Here is a 17,749-nt window from a genome sequence, read left to right as displayed (position 1 = left end):
TCCTGACCCAAAGATGGAAGGCGCCCATGACGCGCAACATCCGATGGCCGCTGACGATCATCGTCACGCTCTTCGCTCTCTTCGGTCTCTGGGGCTTTGCCAGCCTCGGGATCTGGCAGGTGCACCGGCTGCACTGGAAGCTGGACCTGATCCAGCGGGTGGACGAACGCGTCCATGCCGATCCGGTGCCCGCGCCCGGACCCGGCGACTGGCCGGACGTCACCACCGAAAGCGCCGAATACCTGCGGGTGACCCTGAAGGGCAGCTTCCTGAACCAGGACGAGCTTCAGGTCTACACGCCCTCCGACTACGGCCCCTCCTACTGGGTGATGACGCCGCTGAAACGCGACGACGGCACGCTGGTCTGGATCAACCGCGGCCTGGTGCCCGAGAAGCTGCGCGATCCCGCCACCCGCACCCCGCCCGAGGGCGAGGTCACGGTCACCGGCCTGCTGCGCATCAGCCAGTCCAAGGGGTGGCTCTTCTCGCAGAAGGACGACCCGGCGGCGGGCAAGTGGTATCGCCGCGACATCGCCGCGATGAGCGCCGCGAAGGGCCTGGACAATGCCGCGCCCTATTTCGTCGATGAAGACGCCGTGGCGGGCCCCGAATGGCCGAAGGGCGGCCAGACGGTGATCGCCTTCCGCAACTCGCACCTCTCCTACGCGATCACCTGGTTCGCGATGGTCGGGCTGGTGCTGATCTGCTACGGCATCTTCCTGTTCAGCGAGCTGCGCCGCCGCGACTGAGCTACCACACGACCGGGTGGGTTTCCCCGGTCTGCACCTGAACCAGCCCCTCCGGCGCATGGTCGGAGGGCGCGACCAGGTTCCACCGCCAGGGCGAGCAGGTCAGCGTCGCGAAGGCCAGCCGCTCCGGGAAGCCCGGCGCCCAGCGGGGGTGGAACGAGGGTTCGAACATCCATTCGACCTGCTCTCCGGCGGCATAGAGCGCCGCCATGTCCGCCGCCAGCGCCTCGGCGGGGCGGGCGGTCATCAGGCCGGCGATCTCATAGGGGACCCGTGCCACGACCTCTCCGCGATGGACCAGCACCCAGCCGCCCTGCATCTGGGCGCAGGTATTGACCGCCAGTGCCATCGCCGCATCGCAGGAGCCCACGGCCCAGACATTGTGCTTGTCATGCGCCATGGAGCAGCACAGCGCCGTCCCGGGGTCCTTCGGGCCGCAGCCCAGCCAGAACATCTTGGAGACGGAGGCGGTGCCGCTGTAGCGGTCCACGATGGCGAACTTGGTGATGTTGCGGCTCTCGTCGCGCTGCACCAGGCCCTCGGCGACGGGCAGATCGAAGGTCAGGAAATCGTCGGTCCAGTGGAACGGGCGCAACACGGCGGCCTGCGCCGTCGCGCTTTTGCGGGGGGCGGGGATCGCGAAATCCTGCGCGCTCAGCGCGCGCCCGATGTTGACGGTCTGGCGGGCCCAGTCCGGCCAGTCGATCCTGGGCACCTCCAGCAGGTAGTTGGTCCCGTCCGAGGCCTGCCGGCCATCGGCCCAGACCTCGGCGATCTCGAAGCGTTCGACATCCGAGAGCAGCACGATATCGGCAAAGCGGCCCGGGGTCAGGGACCCGACCCAGGGCGTCAGCCGCATGTGCCGCGCCGGATTGATCGTGGCAAGCTGGATCGCCTTTTCCGGGGCCAGCCCCGCATCGATCGCCATGCGTACGTTGCGGTCGGTGGCCCCGGTCGCCAGCACCTCCTGGGCGGGGCGGTCGTCTGTTGCCAGCGCCACCTGCGACCAGTCGGTCAGGCCCCGTTCCAGCAGCCCGGCGATGATCTCGGGGCCGGTGTGGATGCGGATCTCGACGAAAAGGCCCGCCTGAAGCTTGTCGAAGGCCTCCTCGGCGGTCCAGGCTTCGTGGTCCGAAGCGATGCCGGAGGCGGCGAAGGCGTTGATGTTGGGCAGGTCGCGGATCCCGGCGGCGTGCCCCTCGACCACGGCGCGGGCGGCCCAGGTGGCCTCCATCATCGACCAGAGGCGATCATGGGCGGGGTTCGCGGGGTCGGACACGGCGGGCCAGTCCATCACCTCGTCCAGACCGGCGGCCATCAGGCTTTGGGTCAGGAAGCGGGACTGGTCCTGCCCGTCCAGATGCGCGCCGTGTTCCCAGGCGGTGGGCGGCACGGCGGAACCGGGCAGGGGAAAGATCTTCAGCGGCGAGCCGGCCCGCGCCGGGGCCAGCCAGAACTCCAGCGTCTTCTGTGGCACCACGTTCGAGAACTCGTGGCTGGCCTCGCAGGTCCAGGTGTTGCCGCGCGGGATGACCAGCGCGGCCTCGTATTCCGGGGTGACGTGGCTGCTTTCGATATGCTTGTGTACCTCGCCCAGCCCGGGCACGGCAGAGAGCTGCGGGCGCTCGACGGTCCGAAGGGCGGTCCCGGCAAAGCTGCCGCGCGGGCCCACGCAGGCGATGCGGCCCGCGTGGATCGCCAGCTCGACATCCTCGCGCCAGAGGCCGGTGTTGGTATCCAGCAGCCGGCCCACCCGCAGCAGCAGGTCGGCGGGTTTGCGGCCCAAAGCGACGGCGATCAGGGTCTGGCGGAGGCGGGCCTCGCCCGCGGCGGTGATCTCGGTCATGTCCAGCCCTCCGGGGTCTTTGTCAGGATCGGGGTGGCGAAGGCGCCCTCGACCGGCACGGCGCCGACATGGGCCTGCCAGCCGGTGCCCTGAAGCATCGCGGCGCCGATGGCGACGGGGGCGACGCCGATCAGCTCCATCAGCCGCAGCACGGCGGCGATGGACTTGCCCGAGGAGAGCACGTCATCGACGACCGCCACGCGCCTGCCCTCCAGCAGGGGCAGCATCCGGGGATCGACGTAAAGCCGCTTGCCGCCGCTGGGCGTGGTGATCGAGGAAAGCTCGACCGAGAGGGCCTCGTCGTACCAGAACTTGCGGCTGGTCCCCAGCGGCACCAGACGGGCATGGCCCAGACGGCGCGCCACGGCCTCGGCCAGCGGCAGGCCCAGGGTCGGCACGGCGATGATCACCTCGGGCGCATGGCCCTCCAGCGCCGCCGCCACGCGGTCAGCGATGGCATCCAGCACCGGGAAACTGGCCTGGTTCAGGATCAGCGAGGCGGTGCCGCGCGCCCCGTCAGGCAGGGTGCGGATCGGCAGCAGCAACTGGGCGTCGCCCATCGCCACGGCATAGGTTTCCCGGTCCGGCTGCACGCCGGGCGTCAGGTCGGTGTGCAGCTGCTGCCAGACGTCGGTCCTCACGTCGCTTCCCCCTTGTGTCTAAGTGCTCCGGATTTACCCTCGCCCCGACCGGGATGGGAGAGCAAGTCATGACGAAACCGCTGATGGACGCGGATACCCTCGCGGAACTGAGTGCGCTCAGGCGCGATCTGCATGCCCACCCCGAGCTTGGCTTCGAGGAAACCCGCACTGCCGGGATCGTCGCCGCGCGCCTCAGGGCCGCCGGGATCGAGGTGACGACCGGGCTGGGCGGCACCGGCGTGGTGGGCACGCTGCGGCGCGGGTCGGGCAACCGGGCGATCCTTCTGCGTGCCGACATGGATGCGCTGGCCATGCCCGAGGAGACCGGGCTGCCCTATGCCTCGACCCGCCCCGGCAAGATGCATGCCTGCGGGCATGACGGACACACCACGATGCTGCTGGGCGCCGCCGAGGCGCTGGCGGCGTCGGGTGCATTCTCCGGCACGGTGCATTTCGTCTTCCAGCCCGCCGAGGAAGGGCGCGGCGGTGGCGCGGCCATGGTGGCGGACGGCTTCTTCGACCAGTTCCCGGTGGATGCGGCCTATGGGCTGCACAACATGCCGGGGCTGGATCTGGGGGTGATCGCGGCGGTGACGGGGCCTCAGCTGGCCTCTTCGGACAGCTGGACGGTGACCTTCCGGGGCATCGGTTCGCACGGCGCCAAGCCCCATCAGGGCCGCGATGCGGTGACCGTGGCGGGGCAGTTCCTGGGCCAGGTGCATTCCATCGTCGCGCGCGAGGTCGACCCGCTGGAACCCGCCGTGATCAGCGCCTGCGCGCTGGAGGCGGGCGATTTCAACGCCCTGAACGTGATCCCCGAGGTGGTGCGCATCGGCGGCACCGCCCGGGCCTATTCGACGACGGTGCGCGACCAGCTGGAAGAGGCCATCGGGCGCCATGCGAAGGGTCTGGCCGCCAGCTACGGGATTGAGGCGGATTATACCTTCACCCGCCGGATTCCGCCGGTGGTGAATGCCGAGCCCCCGACCGAGGCCGCCCGCCGCGCCGTGCGGGCCACTCTGGGCGCGGATCTGCTGCGCGAAAGCTTCCCGCCCTCGACCGCCGGGGATGATTTCGCCGAGTTCGGAACCCGGGTGCCCGGCTGCTATGTCTGGCTGGGCATGGGGGAAACCCGCGTGAACGGTCAGCACCACAACCGCAACTACGATTTCAACGATGCCTGCATCCCCCATGGCGTCGCCTTCTGGCGCGCCATCGTGGAGGAAGAGCTGGCCTAGGCGGCCAGCCCCTCCAGCAGGTGCGCGCGCAGGGCGGGGGCATCAAGGCCCATCGCCACGCGGATCGGATGCGGCCCCTCGACCAGCGCGCCGATCCCGTCCACCTGAAGGGGGCGGGTCTCGACGGTGAACAGATCCGGGAAAAGCGCGTAAAGCGGCACGCAGGGATCGTGCAGCGGGCGGCTTTCGCGCTCGGTCTCGCCGAAATAGGCCTGCACCAGATCGGCGGAGGTGACGGCGGCGACCTGTCCGGTGGCCCGCAGCGCGGCAAGCCAGGCAGCATCGGCGCGGAACTGGCGCGTCGCATCCAGCGGGATCAGCACCACATCCAGCCCGGCGTGCAGCACGCGCTGCGCGGCCTCCGGGTCCTGGCCCAGGTTGAACTCGGCCCGATTGCCGGGGCCGAAGTTGCCGTGGGTGTCGACGGCGCCGCCCATGGCGATGATCCGGCCGATCCGGGCGGCGGCTTCGGGGGCCTGATCCAGCAGCAGCGCGATATTGGTGAGCGGCCCGAGGCAGTGCAGATCGAGGCTGTCCGCCGGGTGCTCCATCAGCAGCTGCGCCAGTGCGGCGATGGCGGAGCCTGCGGGCGCTTCGGGGCTGGCAGGCAGCACCACGCCGCCCAGACCGTCATCGCCGTGAATGGCGATTTCGGGCTCATGGGCGCGGGCCAGGGGGGCATCGGCGCCCGGGTGCACCGGAACCTTAGAGCCGGCCAGCGCCACGAGGTTCAGCGCATTGGCGGTGGTCAGCCCCAGCCCGATATTGCCGGAAACCGAGGTCAGCGCCGCGACTTCCAGCAGCGGCGAGCGCAGCGCGAACAGGATCGCCAGCGCATCGTCAAGGCCGGGATCGGTGTCGATGACGATCATTGCAGATGCTCCCTGTCGATTTCGGCGATGCGGGCCTTGAAGCGGTCGGCCACCTGAAGAAGGTCCGCCATCGCCTTCTTCGCATCCAGCGTCAGCACCTTGCGGTCCTGCATCAGCCATTGCCCGGCGACCATGGTGGCGCGCACGTCGCTGGCCAGCGTCGCGAAGACCAGCATGGAGTAGATGTCGTAGATCGGATGCAGGCGCGGATCGTCCAGGCTGATGCGGATCAGGTCGGCCTGCTTGCCGGGTTCAAGGGAACCGATGCGATGGGCCATGCCCAGCGTTGCCGCGCCCTCGATCGTGGCCATGCGGATCACGTCGACGCAGGGCAAGGCGCCCCGGGTGCCGGCGGCGATCTTCTGGAACATGGTCGCGGGGCCGAACTGGCTGAAAAGGTCCAGCGTGTTGCCCGACATCGGCCCGTCGGTGGCGATGCCGACGTTCACGCCGCGTGCCCGCAGGGCGTTGATCGGGGCGATGCCGCGCCCGGCCTTGCCGTTCGAACGCGCGTTGTAGGCCACGTTGACGCCGCGCGTGGCCATCAGGTCCATGTCGGCCCCGGTCGGGTACATGCAATGGGCGGCGACCAGATGCGGGCTCAGCAGACCGGCGCGCTCGGCGACCTCGACCGTGGTGCAGCCGTGTTCGCGCTCGGCCCAGTCCAGCTCGGGCCGGGTTTCGGCCAGGTGCATCTGCACGGGCAGGCCGCGCCCCTCGTTCCAGCGCGCGACCCGGGCCATCACCTCGAGGCCGGTGGAATAGGGCGCGTGCGGCGCAGCCGAGGCGGTGATGCGCGGATGATCCGCGTAAAGGTCCGCCAGCGCGTCGAGCCGGGCAAAGCCTTCGTCCATGGAGCCATGATCGGGGGCGGCGAAATTCGCCAGCGTCTGGCCCACGACACCGCGCAGGCCGCTTTCGTCCAGCACCGCGCTGATGCGGTCCTCGAAGTAATACATGTCCGCCACACAGGTGACGCCGCCGCGGATCATCTCAAGCGCGGCAAGGCGGGCGCCGGTTTCGACCACATCGGCGGTGACCAGCGCGCGCTCCAGCGGCAGGATATAGCGGAACAGGCGGTCATCCACGTCCTCGCCCAGACCTCGGAACAGGGTCATCGGCATGTGGCAGTGGGGATTGACCATGCCGGGCAGGATCAGGTCGCCGCCCATGTCCTCGGTCTCGCCTTCGGGGGCGGGGCCGTCCCCAAGCGCGACGATCCGGTCGTCCTGCAGCGCGATCCAGCCGCGCGCGTGCTCGGTAAGGCCCGCATCCATGGTCAGGATGCGGGCATTGGTCAGGATCTTCATGCCGAGGCTGCGGGCAGCAGGCAGCACTGCTCGGGCAGGGGGATCAGGTTGACGTGCAGCCCCTCGTCATAGGGCGCGCTCAGCGGGCCGTTGGCCTTCACCTCGCCTGCCGGGGTGGTGCACTGGTACTGGTAGGCGCGGCCCAGATAGGTGCGCAGGCCCAGCGTTGCCGGGATGCCCCAGTCGGTGGTCGACACCGCCAGCCCCTCGGGGCGGGTTGCCAGCACGAAGTCCTGCGACGGCACGGTGAACTGCGATTTCGGGAAGTCGAGCGTGGCACCGCCCGCCATCTCGGCGCGCACGGCATCGCCGGCCTCGCCGATGGCGCGCATCGGGATCATGTTCTCGAAGCCCACGAAATCCGCCACGAAGGCGTTGGCGGGGCGCGAATACAGCACCTCGGGCGTGTCGAGCTGCATGATCTGCCCGGCGTTCATGATCGCCACGCGGTCGGAGATGGAGAAGGCCTCTTCCTGGTCGTGGGTCACGTAGAGCGCGGTGGTGCCGTTGGCCTGCTGGAGGCGGCGGATTTCGACCCGCATGTCGACACGCAGCTTCGCATCGAGGTTCGAGAGCGGCTCATCGAACATCAGCAGCGGCGGCTCGATCACCAGGGCGCGGGCCAGCGCCACGCGCTGGCGCTGACCGCCCGAGAGGTTGGCCGGGTAGCGATCGGCCAGGTGGCCAAGGCCGACGCGCTCGATCATGTCGTCGGCGCGGCGGTTGCGCTCGGCGGTGGCGACCTTGCGCTGTTTCAGCCCGAAGGCCACGTTGTCGCGCACGGTCAGGTGCGGGAACAGCGCATAGGTCTGGAACACCAGCCCGATGTCGCGGGCATGGGCGGGCAGGCGGGTCAGGTCACGTTCACCCAGCTTGATGGCGCCCGAGGTGGGTTCGAGGAAGCCCGCCACCAGCCGCAGCGTGGTGGTCTTGCCGCAGCCGGAGGAGCCCAGCAGCGACACCAGCTCTCCCTCGCCGACATGCAGCGAGAGGTCTTCCAGAACCTTGGTGGCGCCGTAATGGGCGGTGATCTGTTCGAGGGACAGGGAAACGGTCATGGCGCTCACTTGGTCAGGAAGGTCAGGCCCAGGGTGCGTTCGACGACGGCCATCACGGCCACGGTCACGAACATCAGCAGCACGGAAACCGAGGCGATGGTCGGATCGAAGAACTGCTCCATATGGGCAAGGATCTGGATCGGCAGGGTCGAGACGCCCGGGCCGGTCAGGAAGATCGAGACGGAAACGTCGTTGATCGAGGTGATGAAGGCCAGGATGAAGCCCGCGATGATGCCGGCGCGGACGTTCGGCAGGACCACGGTGAAGAAGGCCTTCCAGCGCGGGCAACCCAGGCTGATCGCCGCTTCCTCGATCGAGAAGTCGAAGGAGTTCAGCGAGGCGCCGACGACGCGCACGCAGTAGGGCAGCACGATCAGCGCATGGCCGATCATCAGCGAGGCCATGATCGGCATGTCCATCCCGATGGCCATGGACTTCATCAGCGAGAAGCCCAGCACGATCTCGGGGATCAGGATCGGCAGCACGTAGATATTGCCCAGGAAACGCGGCAGCTGGATGCGGTAGCGCGCCATGGCGTAGGCGGCGGGGATGCCGATGCACATCGACAGCGCCGTGCCGCCCACCGCCAGCTGGAAGCTGGTCCACATGGTGCGCGGGAAGGCCGAGATGGCGAAGACGTTCTCGTACCAGTGCAGGGTCAGGCCGCGCGGCGGGAAGGTCAGGAAGCTGGAATCCGACAGCGAGGCGCCGATGATGATGATCAGCGGCCCGATCAGGAAGGCAAAGACGAGGGCCGCGAAGGCGATCAGCAGCGGGTGGGTCTTGGTTTTCATGATCTTACCCCGCGACTGGGTTCAGGCGTTGCGCCAGTTTCGACATGATCAGCACGGTGACCAGCGTCACCACCACCATGACGGCGGCGATGGTCGAGGCGCCGACCCAGTCGAAGGTGACCATGGCGCGCTGGTACAGGAAGGTGCCCATCATCATCTGGCGCTCTCCGCCCAGCAGCTGGGGCGTGGCGTAGCTGGTGAAGGAGCCGGTGAAGACCAGCACCGATCCGACGATCAGCCCGGGCACCGCCATCGGCAGCACCACCTGGCGGAAGGCGGCGGCGGGCTTCGCCCCCAGGCTTGCCGCGGCATCGGTCAGGTCCTGGGGGATGCCTTCCAGCACGCCCACAAGCGTCAGGATCATCAGCGGCACGAAGAGGTAGATCATCGCGATGGTGACCGAGAACTGCGTGTAGAGCATGTTCAGCGGCTCGCTGATCAGGTGCAGGCGCAGCAGCGTCTCGTTGACGATGCCGTTCTTGCCCAGGATCACCAGCCAGGCGAAGGAGCGCACCACCACGCCGGTCAGCAGCGGGAAGACCGCCGCGATGATCAGCAGGGACTTGATGCGGGCCGGTGCCTTCGACACCACCCAGGCGGTCACGAAGCCCACGAAAAGCGAGACGGCGGTGGTGACCAGCGCGACCTCGAGGGTGCGCCAGAGCACGCGCATGCGCAGCTTGCTGTCGAAGAAGGCGGCATATTGATGGAAGGGACCCTTGGGGTCACCGAAGGTTGTGGCCAGCGTCGAGAGGACCGGAAGGCCCAGGAAGACGATGACCAGCAAAAGCGCGGGGGCCGAGAGCACCCAGGCACGCTGACGGGGAGACATTGGCTGCTCCTTCTCCGGGAATGGGCCGGGCGGGGGGGGGCCGGGCCGGAAAATCAAGACGGGACGCGGAGGGCTGACCCCGCGTCCCGGTTGCTGTCTGGTGCCGGGGGAAGGCCCCCCGGCGGGCTGTGATCACATGCCGAAGATTTCGTTCCAGCGATCGACCCAGTCGGTCTTCGCCTCGTTCATCTTGCTGTAATCCATGATGTTCAGCGCGTCGATCTGGTCCTGGCCATAGGTCCACATCTTGGCCTGGTCGGCCGAGAGCTTGACGTCCATGTTGATCGGCGCGTCGACGCCCTGTTCGGCTTCCTTCTGCTGCACCTCGGTCGAGAGCAGGAAGTCGATGAACTGGTAGGCCAGCTCCGGGTTGGAGGCGCCCTTGGGGATGTTCACGGTGTTCAGCACCGCGATGTCGCCATCCGAGAGGTTCGCCCAGGTCATGCCCGGCACCGCGTCCTTCAGAGACTTCAGGGTGAAGTCCTGGGTCATGGTGACCGACATTTCGCCGGTGGAGGCGAGGTTCACCATCTCGGAGCCGGTGTTGTAGTTCTTGACGGTGTTCGGCTTGATCTCCTCGATCGCCTTGAAGGCGGCATCGGGGTCTTCGTAGGCATCGACACCGGCATGCTTGCCGGCTTCGACCACGAACATCGGGCCGGCGGTGGTGGTGATGCTGGGCAGGGAGATCTTGCCCTTCAGGTCATCGCGCCACAGGTCGTTCCAGGAAGTGATCGGCGCCACCTTGTCGGCGTCGTAGACGATGCCGATGCGGCCCACGGTATAGGCCGGGCCGTAGCCGTTCTGGGGATCGCGGGCGATCGGGTAGATCTTGTCGAGGTTGGTCAGCTTGGAGCGGTCGAACTTGGCGAAGACGCCGTTCTCGATGCCGACCTGGGAATAGGCGTCGGTCAGGAAGATCACGTCGACGCCCTTGCCGCCGCGCGCGGCCAGCTTGCCCAGACGGTCGGCGTTGTTGCCGGTCTCGAACACGACGTCGCAGCCGCACTTCTGCTTGAAGGGCTCGATGATGTTGGCGTTGAGCTTGTCGCCGTTGTAGCCCCACCAGGAAATGGTGAGAGTTTCGGCCTGCGCCGCAGCCGCCGAGGCCACGAGCGCGAGGGCGGAGACCATGAGGGATTTCTTCATGTCGCTGACCTGTCGCTTCCTGAGTGAATCGGGCCTGTGCCTGCCCAGATGATCCGGTGACTGAGTAGGGCGACAGGGCGGGGGTGCAAGTCAAGCGGGATGATGCCGTTGCGGGACTTTTCCCGTTCGTGGGCAAATGGTCAATTCCTGTGCAGGTTGTGGATGGACGGGCGGCGGGGGCGCTGCCCCCATCGCGCCTGCGGCGCGATTCCCCCGGGATATTTGCGGCCAGATGACAGGGAGGGCGCGTGCCCGGTGCAACGGCAGGGCGAGGGCCGTTCAGTCGAGGCCGCGTTCGGGCTGGGAGAGCGAGGGGACCTGGCGGGCCCAGAAGGCATAGTCGCCGCTGGTGGCGCGGGCGAAGAGATCGGCGAGGGCGCCGATCGGGTCGCCGGGGTGGTAATCTATGCGCAGGGTGAGGGGGGCCTGGTCGGGGTGCAGGATCAGCAGGGCGGCCGAGAGGAGGCCGCGGCTGTCGCTGCCGGCGGCCTCTCCGGCGCGCAGGGCGGCGATCAGGCGCTCTCCGATCGGGCCGCGGGTCTGCTGCCAGGTCTCGGCTGCCGCCGCGATCACGTCGGTGCTGGAGAGCAGGTTGCCCGCCGCCACGCCGTTGTCGAAGACCAGGCCGCCCATCTGCGGGGTGTTGAGGGGGCCGGTGAAGCTGGCGCCGATGCCGTCGCGGGCCAGCGCCGAGAGCTGGCGGTAGCCGCGCCCGCTGTCGGCCCCGGTGATCTGGCGGACCGCCTGGGCGGCGGTCGCGCCCGCGCGCATGGCCGCAAGCACGTCCCCGCCCCAGAGCGTCGAGGGCGAGGCCCCCTGGGAGGCCGACATCCCGGCCCGCAGGTCGCCCCGCAGCACCCAGCCCCCCACGCAGAGCGATCCGGTGGTGGCCGCCCCCGCCAGGCTGCCGGTGTCTGGGTCTCGCACAAGAATCGAATAGGTCATGGTCTGCTTTCGTCTGATCTGCCCCTAATTATCATGAAAAATTTGACCGGGCAAATTATCATGATAAATTCGATTCCATACCAACAGGGGAGTGCCCGAGATGACATCTGCAAGCTGGACACGCCGGGGCTTCCTTGGCCTGGCAGGATCGACCATGGCGGTGAGCGCGCTGGCGCTTTGTGCGGCCAGCCCGGCGCTGGCGCAGACGCCCGCCGGCGTGCTGATCGTCGGCCAGATCGCCGAGCCGAAGTCGCTGGACCCGGCCGCCGACACCGCCGTCAATGATTTCCGCATCCTGGTGAACCTTTACGACGGGCTGGTGCGCTACAAGTCCGGCACGCTGGAGGTGGAGCCGGCGCTGGCGGAGGGCTGGGAGATCTCGGAGGGTGGCACGGTCTATACCTTTACCCTCAAGGAGGGCGTGCAGTTCCATGACGGCACGCCCGTCGATGCCGAGGCGGTGAAGTTCAACTTCGACCGGATGCTGGTCGAGGATCATCCCTATCACGACACCGGCCCCTTCCCGCTGGCCTTCTTCTTCTCGGCCATCACGCAGACCGAGGCGGTGGATGCCAGGACGGTGAAGTTCACCCTGAACGAACCCTATGCGCCCTTCCTGTCGAACCTGGCCTATCCGACCGGGCTGATCGTCTCGCCCGCGGGGGTGAAGGCGGGGGGGAAGGACTTTGGCCGCAGCCCGGTCGGCACCGGGCCCTTCAAGTTCAAGGAATGGCGCTCGAACGAGGCGGTGGTGCTGGAGAAGAACCCCGATTACTGGGATGGCGCCCCGGAGCTGGAGGCGCTGGTCTTCCGGCCCATCACCGATGCCAATACCCGCGTGGCCGAGATGCTGTCGGGCGGCATCGACATGATGGTCGAGGTGCCGCCGACGGCGCTGGCGCAGTTCCGGACCCAGGATTTCAAGCTGGCCGAGCAGGCCGGGCCCCATGTCTGGTTCCTGATCCTGAACATGAAGGACGGCCCCTTTGCCGACAAGCTGCTGCGGCAGGCGGCGAATTACGCGATCAACAAGAAGGCGCTCTGCGGGGATGTGCTGGAGGGCACGGCGGCGGTGTCGAACGGTCCCGTCGCCCCGGCGTTCTCCTGGGCCTATGACGACAGCCTGGAGCCCTATCCCTACGATCCCGAGAAGGCGAAGGCGCTGATCGCGCAGTCCGGCGCCACGGATCTGTCGGTGACCTTCTACGTGACCGAGGGCGGATCGGGGATGCTGGACCCGATCCCGATGGGCACCGCGATCCAGGCGGATCTGAAGGCCGTGGGCTTCGACGTGAAGATCGAGACCTTCGAATGGAACACCTTCCTCGGCAAGGTGAACCCCGGGCTGGAGGGGCAGGCCGACATGGCCGAGATGGCCTGGATGACCAATGATCCCGACACGCTGCCCTTCCTGACCCTGCGCACGGCGGCCTTCCCCGATCAGGGCGGCTTCAACTCCGGCTACTATTCCAACCCGGAGGTCGACAGCCTGCTGGAAGAGGCCCGCAAGGAAACCGATCAGGACAAGCGCGGCGCGCTTTATCGCAAGATGGCCGGGATCGTCCATGACGACGCGCCCTGGGTCTTCGTGGCAAACTGGAAGCAGAACGCCGTGACCTCGGCGGCGGTGTCGCACTTTACCCTGCAGCCCTCGTTCCTGCTGGAGCTGGGCAAGGTCACCAAGGCCTGATCCCGCCTGAATCCCGGGGGCGTCGCGGCGCCCCCGCCATCCGACAGCCAGACGAGGAGAGCTCTGATGACGGGCTATATCCTGAGGCGCCTGGTCTCGGCGATCCCGGTGCTGCTGGGGATCACGGTCATCGTGTTCCTCATCATGGCCATGATCCCCGGAGACCCCGCCACCGCCATCCTCGGCAGCTATGCCACGCCCGAGAACGTCGCGCGCATCAATGCCTCGCTCGGGCTCGATAAGCCGCTGGTGCAGCGCTACTTCATCTGGCTGGGCCACATGCTGACCGGGGATTTCGGGCGCAGCTATGCGCTGAACCGTCCCGTCCTGGACGAGATCCTGGATCGTTTCAGCGCCACCATGGTGCTGGCAGGGACCAGCTTCGTGCTCTGCGCGATCCTCGGCGTGCTGGCGGGCGTCGTCTCGGCGGCGCGGCAATATGGCTGGGCGGACCGGGCGATCACCTTCGTGGTGCTGATCGGCATCTCGGTGCCGAGCTTCTTCCTGGGCATGATGATGATCCTGATCTTCGCGGTGCGGCTGAAATGGCTGCCCGTCTCGGGGATGTATGCGATCTATGGCGGCGGCGATCTGGCCGATCTGGCGCGCCACCTGGCGATGCCAGCACTGGCGCTGGCCGCCGTGGCCACCGGGGTGATCGCGCGGATGGCCCGATCGGCGATGCTGGAGGTGCTGCGCCAGGACTATATCCGCACCGCCCGCGCCAAAGGCGTCAGCGAAACCCGGGTGGTGCTGCGCCATGCGCTCAAGGCCGCCATGGTGTCGATCCTGCCGGTGCTGGGCCTGCAGGCGGGCTTTGTGCTGTCGGGGGCGGTCTATATCGAGATGGTCTTTCAATGGCCCGGGGTGGGGCGGATGCTGGTCGATGCGATCCTGAAGCGCGACATCCTGCTGGTGCAGGGCGGCGTGGTCTTCGTGGCGGCCTGCTACGTGGTCTTCAACATTGCCGTGGACGTGGTCCAGGGCCTTCTGGACCCGAGGATCAAGGCATGAGCGGATTTCTGAAACTGCTGCTGCGCAACCGTCTGGCGGCGCTGGGGGGCGTCGTGATCACGGGGATCGTGGCGCTGGCGCTGGTGACGCCGCTGCTGCCGCTGCAACCGCCCGATGTCACCAACACGGCCGAGCGTTTTGCCCGGCCCTTCAGCCCCGGCCATCTGCTGGGCACCGACAATCTGGGCCGGGATCTGCTGTCGCGGCTGCTGCTTGGCACGCGGCTCAGCCTGGCGGTGGGGACCGTGGCGGCGCTGGGGGCGGCGGTGACGGGATCGGCCATCGGGATCGTGGCGGGCTATTTCGGCGGGCGCACCGACAATGTCATCATGCGGCTGATCGACATGCTGATGGCCTTTCCCTACATCCTGCTGGCGCTGGCCATCGTCGCGGCCCTGGGGCCGGGCCTGGTCAATGCGCTGATCGCGGTGGCCGCCGTCAACGTGCCCTTCTTCGCCCGCAACATCCGGGGCCTGACCGTGGGCCTTGCGGGGCGCGAATTCATCGACGCGGCGCGGCTGTCGGGGCTGGGGCACACAAGGATCATCCTGTCGGAGCTGCTGCCCAACGTCCTGCCGGTCATCGTCATCGGCATCTCGACCACCGTCGGCTGGATGATCCTGGAGACCGCGGGCCTGTCGTTCCTGGGACTGGGCAGCCAGCCACCGCAGGCGGATCTGGGCTCCATGCTGGGGGAGGCGCGCGCGGCGCTGATCACCGCGCCGCACAGCTCGGTCGTGCCGGGGATCATGATCTTCCTCATCGTGATGTCGATCAACCTGCTGGGCGACGGGGTGCGCGACGCGCTGGACCCGCGGCTGAAATCGGGCGCCCTGTCGCGGCCCCGCGCCGCCACCCGGGTGGCGCGCGAGCATGTGCCCGAGGTACCGCAGCAGGGCGTGCTGGATCTGCAGAACCTGGAAACCCAGTTCCATGTCGGGCGCCGGGTCTACCGCGCGGTCAACGATGTCTCGCTGCATGTGAAGCCAGGAGAATGCCTTGGGATCATTGGTGAAAGCGGGTCCGGGAAATCCGTCACGGCGCTGTCGGTGATGGGGCTTGTGGCCTCGCCTCCGGGTGTGATCACAGGCGGGGCGGTGCGCCATGACGGCACCGATCTGCTCTCGCTCCGGCCCGGGGATCTGCGGGCGCGGCGCGGCGCGAAGGTGGCCTATATCTTCCAGGATCCGCTGGCGACTCTGCATCCGCTGTTCACCATCGGCGACCAGCTGATCGAGGCGATCCGGAGCCACCGCGCCCTGCCGAAGGCGCAGGCCCGCGCCCGCGCGCTGGAGATGCTGGAGGCTGTCCGCATCCCCAACCCCGAAAGCCGGCTGGAGAATTACCCGCACGAGATGTCGGGCGGCATGCGCCAGCGTGTCGGCATCGCCATGGCCATGATCAACGAGCCCGAGGTGATCATCGCGGATGAACCGACCACCGCGCTCGACGTCACGGTGCAGGCGCAGATCCTGTCGCTGCTGGACGAGCTGCGGCGCGAAAGGGGCCTTGCGATCCTGTTCATCACCCATGATTTCGGCGTCGTCGCCCAGCTTTGCGACCGGGTGGCGGTGATGTATGCGGGCCGCATCGTCGAGGAGGGGCCGACGATGCAGATCCTCGACGCGCCCGCCCATCCCTACACGAAACGCCTGATCGCCTGCGTGCCCGAGCTGGGCGGCGGGCGCCGCACGCTGGCCGCGATCCCCGGGCTGCCCCCGGTGGTCGACAAGCTGCCCGAGGGCTGTGCCTTCGCCCCGCGTTGCGCGAAGGCGCAGGAGGCCTGCCGGCGCGGCGAGATCGCGCTGGAAGGGGCCGCCCCCCGCGCCGTGCGCTGCCTGTTCCCCGAGGAGGCCCCGACATGAGTGCCGAGATGAACGCCCTGACCATCACCGAGCTGTCAAAGACCTTCCCGCTGCCCAAGCCCCTGTTCGGCAAGGCGCGGCCCGGGGTGCGCGCGGTGCGGCCGCTCTCGCTTCAGGTCAGAAAGGGCGAAACCCTTGGCATCGTGGGGGAATCGGGATGCGGAAAGTCCACGCTGGCGCGGATGCTGGTGGGGTTGATCCCGCCCTCGACGGGGCAGATCGAGATTGCTGGAAAGGCGCTTGATACCGCCGATCCGGCGGCTTTCGGACGGCTGATCCAGTATGTCTTCCAGGACCCGATCAGCAGCCTCAACCCGCGCAAGACCATCCGGCAGATCCTTGAGGTGCCGCTGAAGCAGCTGCACGGCATGGACCGCGCCGCGCGCGAGGCCCGCATCGCCGAGATCTTCGGCAGCGTGAACCTGCGCGCGGAGTTCCTGGAACGTTACCCGCATGAATTCTCGGGCGGGCAGGCGCAGCGGATCGGCATCGCCCGTGCCCTGGCCGCCGCCCCCGAGATCCTGATCCTGGATGAACCTGTCTCGGCGCTCGATGTCTCGGTGCAGGCGCAGGTGCTGAACCTGCTGGGGCAGCTTCGGCGCGACCTGGGGCTGACCTACCTTTTCATTTCCCACGATCTCGCGGTGGTCGAGGCGATCTCGGACCGGGTTGTGGTGCTGTATTTCGGCGCCGTGGTCGAGGTCGGGCGGGCGGAAGAGATATTCAATTCTCCCCGTCATCCCTATACTAGGCTTCTCGCGGAGAGTGCGCCGGTGGTGGGACGCCCCCTGAGCGCGCCCGAGCAGAAGGGCAGCGAACTGCCCGATCCGCTGAACCCGCCTGCGGGCTGCGCCTTTGCCGGGCGCTGCCCTCGGGCGACAGACCTCTGCCGGCGCGAAGACCCGGCGCTGCGCCAGATGGGAGAGGACCAGCTTGCCGCCTGCCACCACCCGCTCGAAACCTGAAGCGAAGCTTTCGCGCCCGGCGGCGGTGGCCGAGGCGATCAAGGACATGGTCGTGGAACGCGCCATGAAGCCCGGCGACCGCCTGCCCAGCGAACCCGAGATGATCGAGACCTTCGGCATGGCCAAGGGCACGATCCGCGAGGCGATGCGCATCCTTGAGGCGCAGGGGCTGATCCGCACCCGCACCGGGCCGGGCGGGGGATCATTCGTTCATGCGGTCAGCACCGAACGCGCCACGGCGCTGCTGGGCAACTACTTCTACTTTCAGGACCTGACCATCGGCGATGCCTACCAGATGCGCCGCGCGCTGGAGCCAGAGCTGGTCGCGGCGCTGGCCGGGCGGCTTTCGGAGGAGGCGCTGGCCGAGCTGGAGGCCCTGACCGAGGACTACGCCAGCCCCGCCGCCACCCCGGAGGAGGAGCGCGCGCAGCATGTTGCCTCTCTGAAATTCCACGCGCTGCTGGCGGCGCAGGGCGAAAACCGCCTGCTGAGCTTCGTGATCGAATTCACCGTGAAGCTGCTGACCGACATCACCGTGTCGCGCCAGCTTTACGCGCCCGCCAATCCGGAGCTGCGCCTGCGCGGCCACGATTTCCACCGCCGCCTTCTGGTGGCGCTGCGCGAGGGCGATGCGGGCGCGGCGCGGGCGATCATGAAATCCCACATGGAAACCGCCTGGGCGCTGATGGGGGATCAGGAGGCCCGAGCGCTGAGCCGCTTCATGGAAGAATGAGTTTCATCGGCAAAATCCAGCTATGATTTCCTATAGCTAAAAATATCG

General features: G+C 67.9%; 16 protein-coding genes. 7 read left to right on the top strand and 9 right to left on the bottom strand.

Annotation, left to right across the window (positions count from 1 at the left end):
* Positions 1–26 precede the first annotated feature (26 nt).
* Positions 27–749: an SURF1 family protein gene (locus tag KM176_RS14105; RefSeq protein ID WP_160893919.1), complete on the top strand. Its 723-nt coding sequence runs from the start codon at positions 27–29 to the stop codon at positions 747–749.
* Position 750: 1 nt separating this feature from the next.
* Here the strand turns inward: KM176_RS14105 and KM176_RS14100 are convergent, their stop codons facing one another.
* Both KM176_RS14100 and KM176_RS14095 read right to left on the bottom strand, forming a co-directional pair.
* Positions 751–2,595: an adenine deaminase gene (locus KM176_RS14100; protein WP_160893921.1), complete on the bottom strand. Its 1,845-nt coding sequence runs from the start codon at positions 2,593–2,595 to the stop codon at positions 751–753.
* Entirely contained in the window at positions 2,592–3,236 is a 645-nt protein-coding gene (locus KM176_RS14095) for a phosphoribosyltransferase (RefSeq protein ID WP_160893923.1), read from the bottom strand. The genes KM176_RS14100 and KM176_RS14095 overlap by 4 nt, the downstream gene beginning before the upstream one ends.
* A gap of 68 nt (positions 3,237–3,304) precedes the next feature.
* On the opposite strand from KM176_RS14095, the gene KM176_RS14090 reads away from it, so the two are divergent.
* Positions 3,305–4,474, top strand: a complete 1,170-nt coding sequence (locus KM176_RS14090; protein WP_160893925.1) for an amidohydrolase — start codon at positions 3,305–3,307, stop codon at positions 4,472–4,474.
* Here KM176_RS14090 and KM176_RS14085 read toward each other — a convergent pair.
* The 7 genes from KM176_RS14085 to KM176_RS14055 all read right to left on the bottom strand — a co-directional run bounded on the left by KM176_RS14085 (position 4,471) and on the right by KM176_RS14055 (position 11,434).
* A complete protein-coding gene (locus KM176_RS14085) occupies positions 4,471–5,346 on the bottom strand; it encodes a nucleoside hydrolase (protein WP_160893927.1) in 876 nt (291 codons plus the stop codon). The genes KM176_RS14090 and KM176_RS14085 overlap by 4 nt on opposite strands.
* On the bottom strand, positions 5,343–6,656 hold the full coding sequence (locus KM176_RS14080) for an amidohydrolase family protein (protein WP_160893929.1): 1,314 nt from the start codon (positions 6,654–6,656) through the stop codon (positions 5,343–5,345). Before KM176_RS14080 ends, KM176_RS14085 begins: the two co-directional genes overlap by 4 nt.
* Entirely contained in the window at positions 6,653–7,714 is a 1,062-nt protein-coding gene (locus tag KM176_RS14075; protein WP_160893931.1) for an ABC transporter ATP-binding protein, read from the bottom strand. Before KM176_RS14075 ends, KM176_RS14080 begins: the two co-directional genes overlap by 4 nt.
* A gap of 5 nt (positions 7,715–7,719) precedes the next feature.
* The gene (locus tag KM176_RS14070; RefSeq protein ID WP_202397795.1) at positions 7,720–8,508 is read right to left on the bottom strand and encodes an ABC transporter permease; all 789 of its coding nucleotides are present in this window, start codon (positions 8,506–8,508) and stop codon (positions 7,720–7,722) included.
* Between the two features lie 4 nt (positions 8,509–8,512).
* Positions 8,513–9,340, bottom strand: a complete 828-nt coding sequence (locus KM176_RS14065; protein ID WP_160893933.1) for an ABC transporter permease — start codon at positions 9,338–9,340, stop codon at positions 8,513–8,515.
* 132 nt (positions 9,341–9,472) lie between these two features.
* Positions 9,473–10,489 (bottom strand): polyamine ABC transporter substrate-binding protein, encoded by a 1,017-nt coding sequence (locus KM176_RS14060; protein ID WP_160893935.1) that lies wholly within the window; start codon positions 10,487–10,489, stop codon positions 9,473–9,475.
* A 279-nt stretch (positions 10,490–10,768) separates the two neighbouring features.
* Positions 10,769–11,434: a DUF1028 domain-containing protein gene (locus KM176_RS14055; protein WP_160893937.1), complete on the bottom strand. Its 666-nt coding sequence runs from the start codon at positions 11,432–11,434 to the stop codon at positions 10,769–10,771.
* A gap of 100 nt (positions 11,435–11,534) precedes the next feature.
* On the opposite strand from KM176_RS14055, the gene KM176_RS14050 reads away from it, so the two are divergent.
* The 5 genes from KM176_RS14050 to KM176_RS14030 all read left to right on the top strand — a co-directional run bounded on the left by KM176_RS14050 (position 11,535) and on the right by KM176_RS14030 (position 17,701).
* Entirely contained in the window at positions 11,535–13,124 is a 1,590-nt protein-coding gene (locus KM176_RS14050) for an ABC transporter substrate-binding protein (RefSeq protein WP_160893939.1), read from the top strand.
* A 66-nt stretch (positions 13,125–13,190) separates the two neighbouring features.
* A complete protein-coding gene (locus KM176_RS14045) occupies positions 13,191–14,138 on the top strand; it encodes an ABC transporter permease (RefSeq protein WP_160893941.1) in 948 nt (315 codons plus the stop codon).
* On the top strand, positions 14,135–16,003 hold the full coding sequence (locus KM176_RS14040; RefSeq protein WP_160893942.1) for a dipeptide/oligopeptide/nickel ABC transporter permease/ATP-binding protein: 1,869 nt from the start codon (positions 14,135–14,137) through the stop codon (positions 16,001–16,003). The genes KM176_RS14045 and KM176_RS14040 overlap by 4 nt, the downstream gene beginning before the upstream one ends.
* Positions 16,000–16,968 (top strand): ABC transporter ATP-binding protein, encoded by a 969-nt coding sequence (locus tag KM176_RS14035; RefSeq protein ID WP_160893944.1) that lies wholly within the window; start codon positions 16,000–16,002, stop codon positions 16,966–16,968. The genes KM176_RS14040 and KM176_RS14035 overlap by 4 nt, the downstream gene beginning before the upstream one ends.
* The gene (locus KM176_RS14030) at positions 16,937–17,701 is read left to right on the top strand and encodes a FadR/GntR family transcriptional regulator (protein ID WP_160893946.1); all 765 of its coding nucleotides are present in this window, start codon (positions 16,937–16,939) and stop codon (positions 17,699–17,701) included. The genes KM176_RS14035 and KM176_RS14030 overlap by 32 nt, the downstream gene beginning before the upstream one ends.
* Positions 17,702–17,749 lie beyond the last annotated feature (48 nt).

The organism is Pseudooceanicola endophyticus (assembly GCF_018760365.1).
Classification (GTDB): Bacteria; Pseudomonadota; Alphaproteobacteria; order Rhodobacterales; family Rhodobacteraceae; genus Pseudooceanicola; species Pseudooceanicola endophyticus.
Note: the sequence above shows the minus strand (reverse complement) of the source record. Positions and strands in the feature narration are given on the sequence as shown.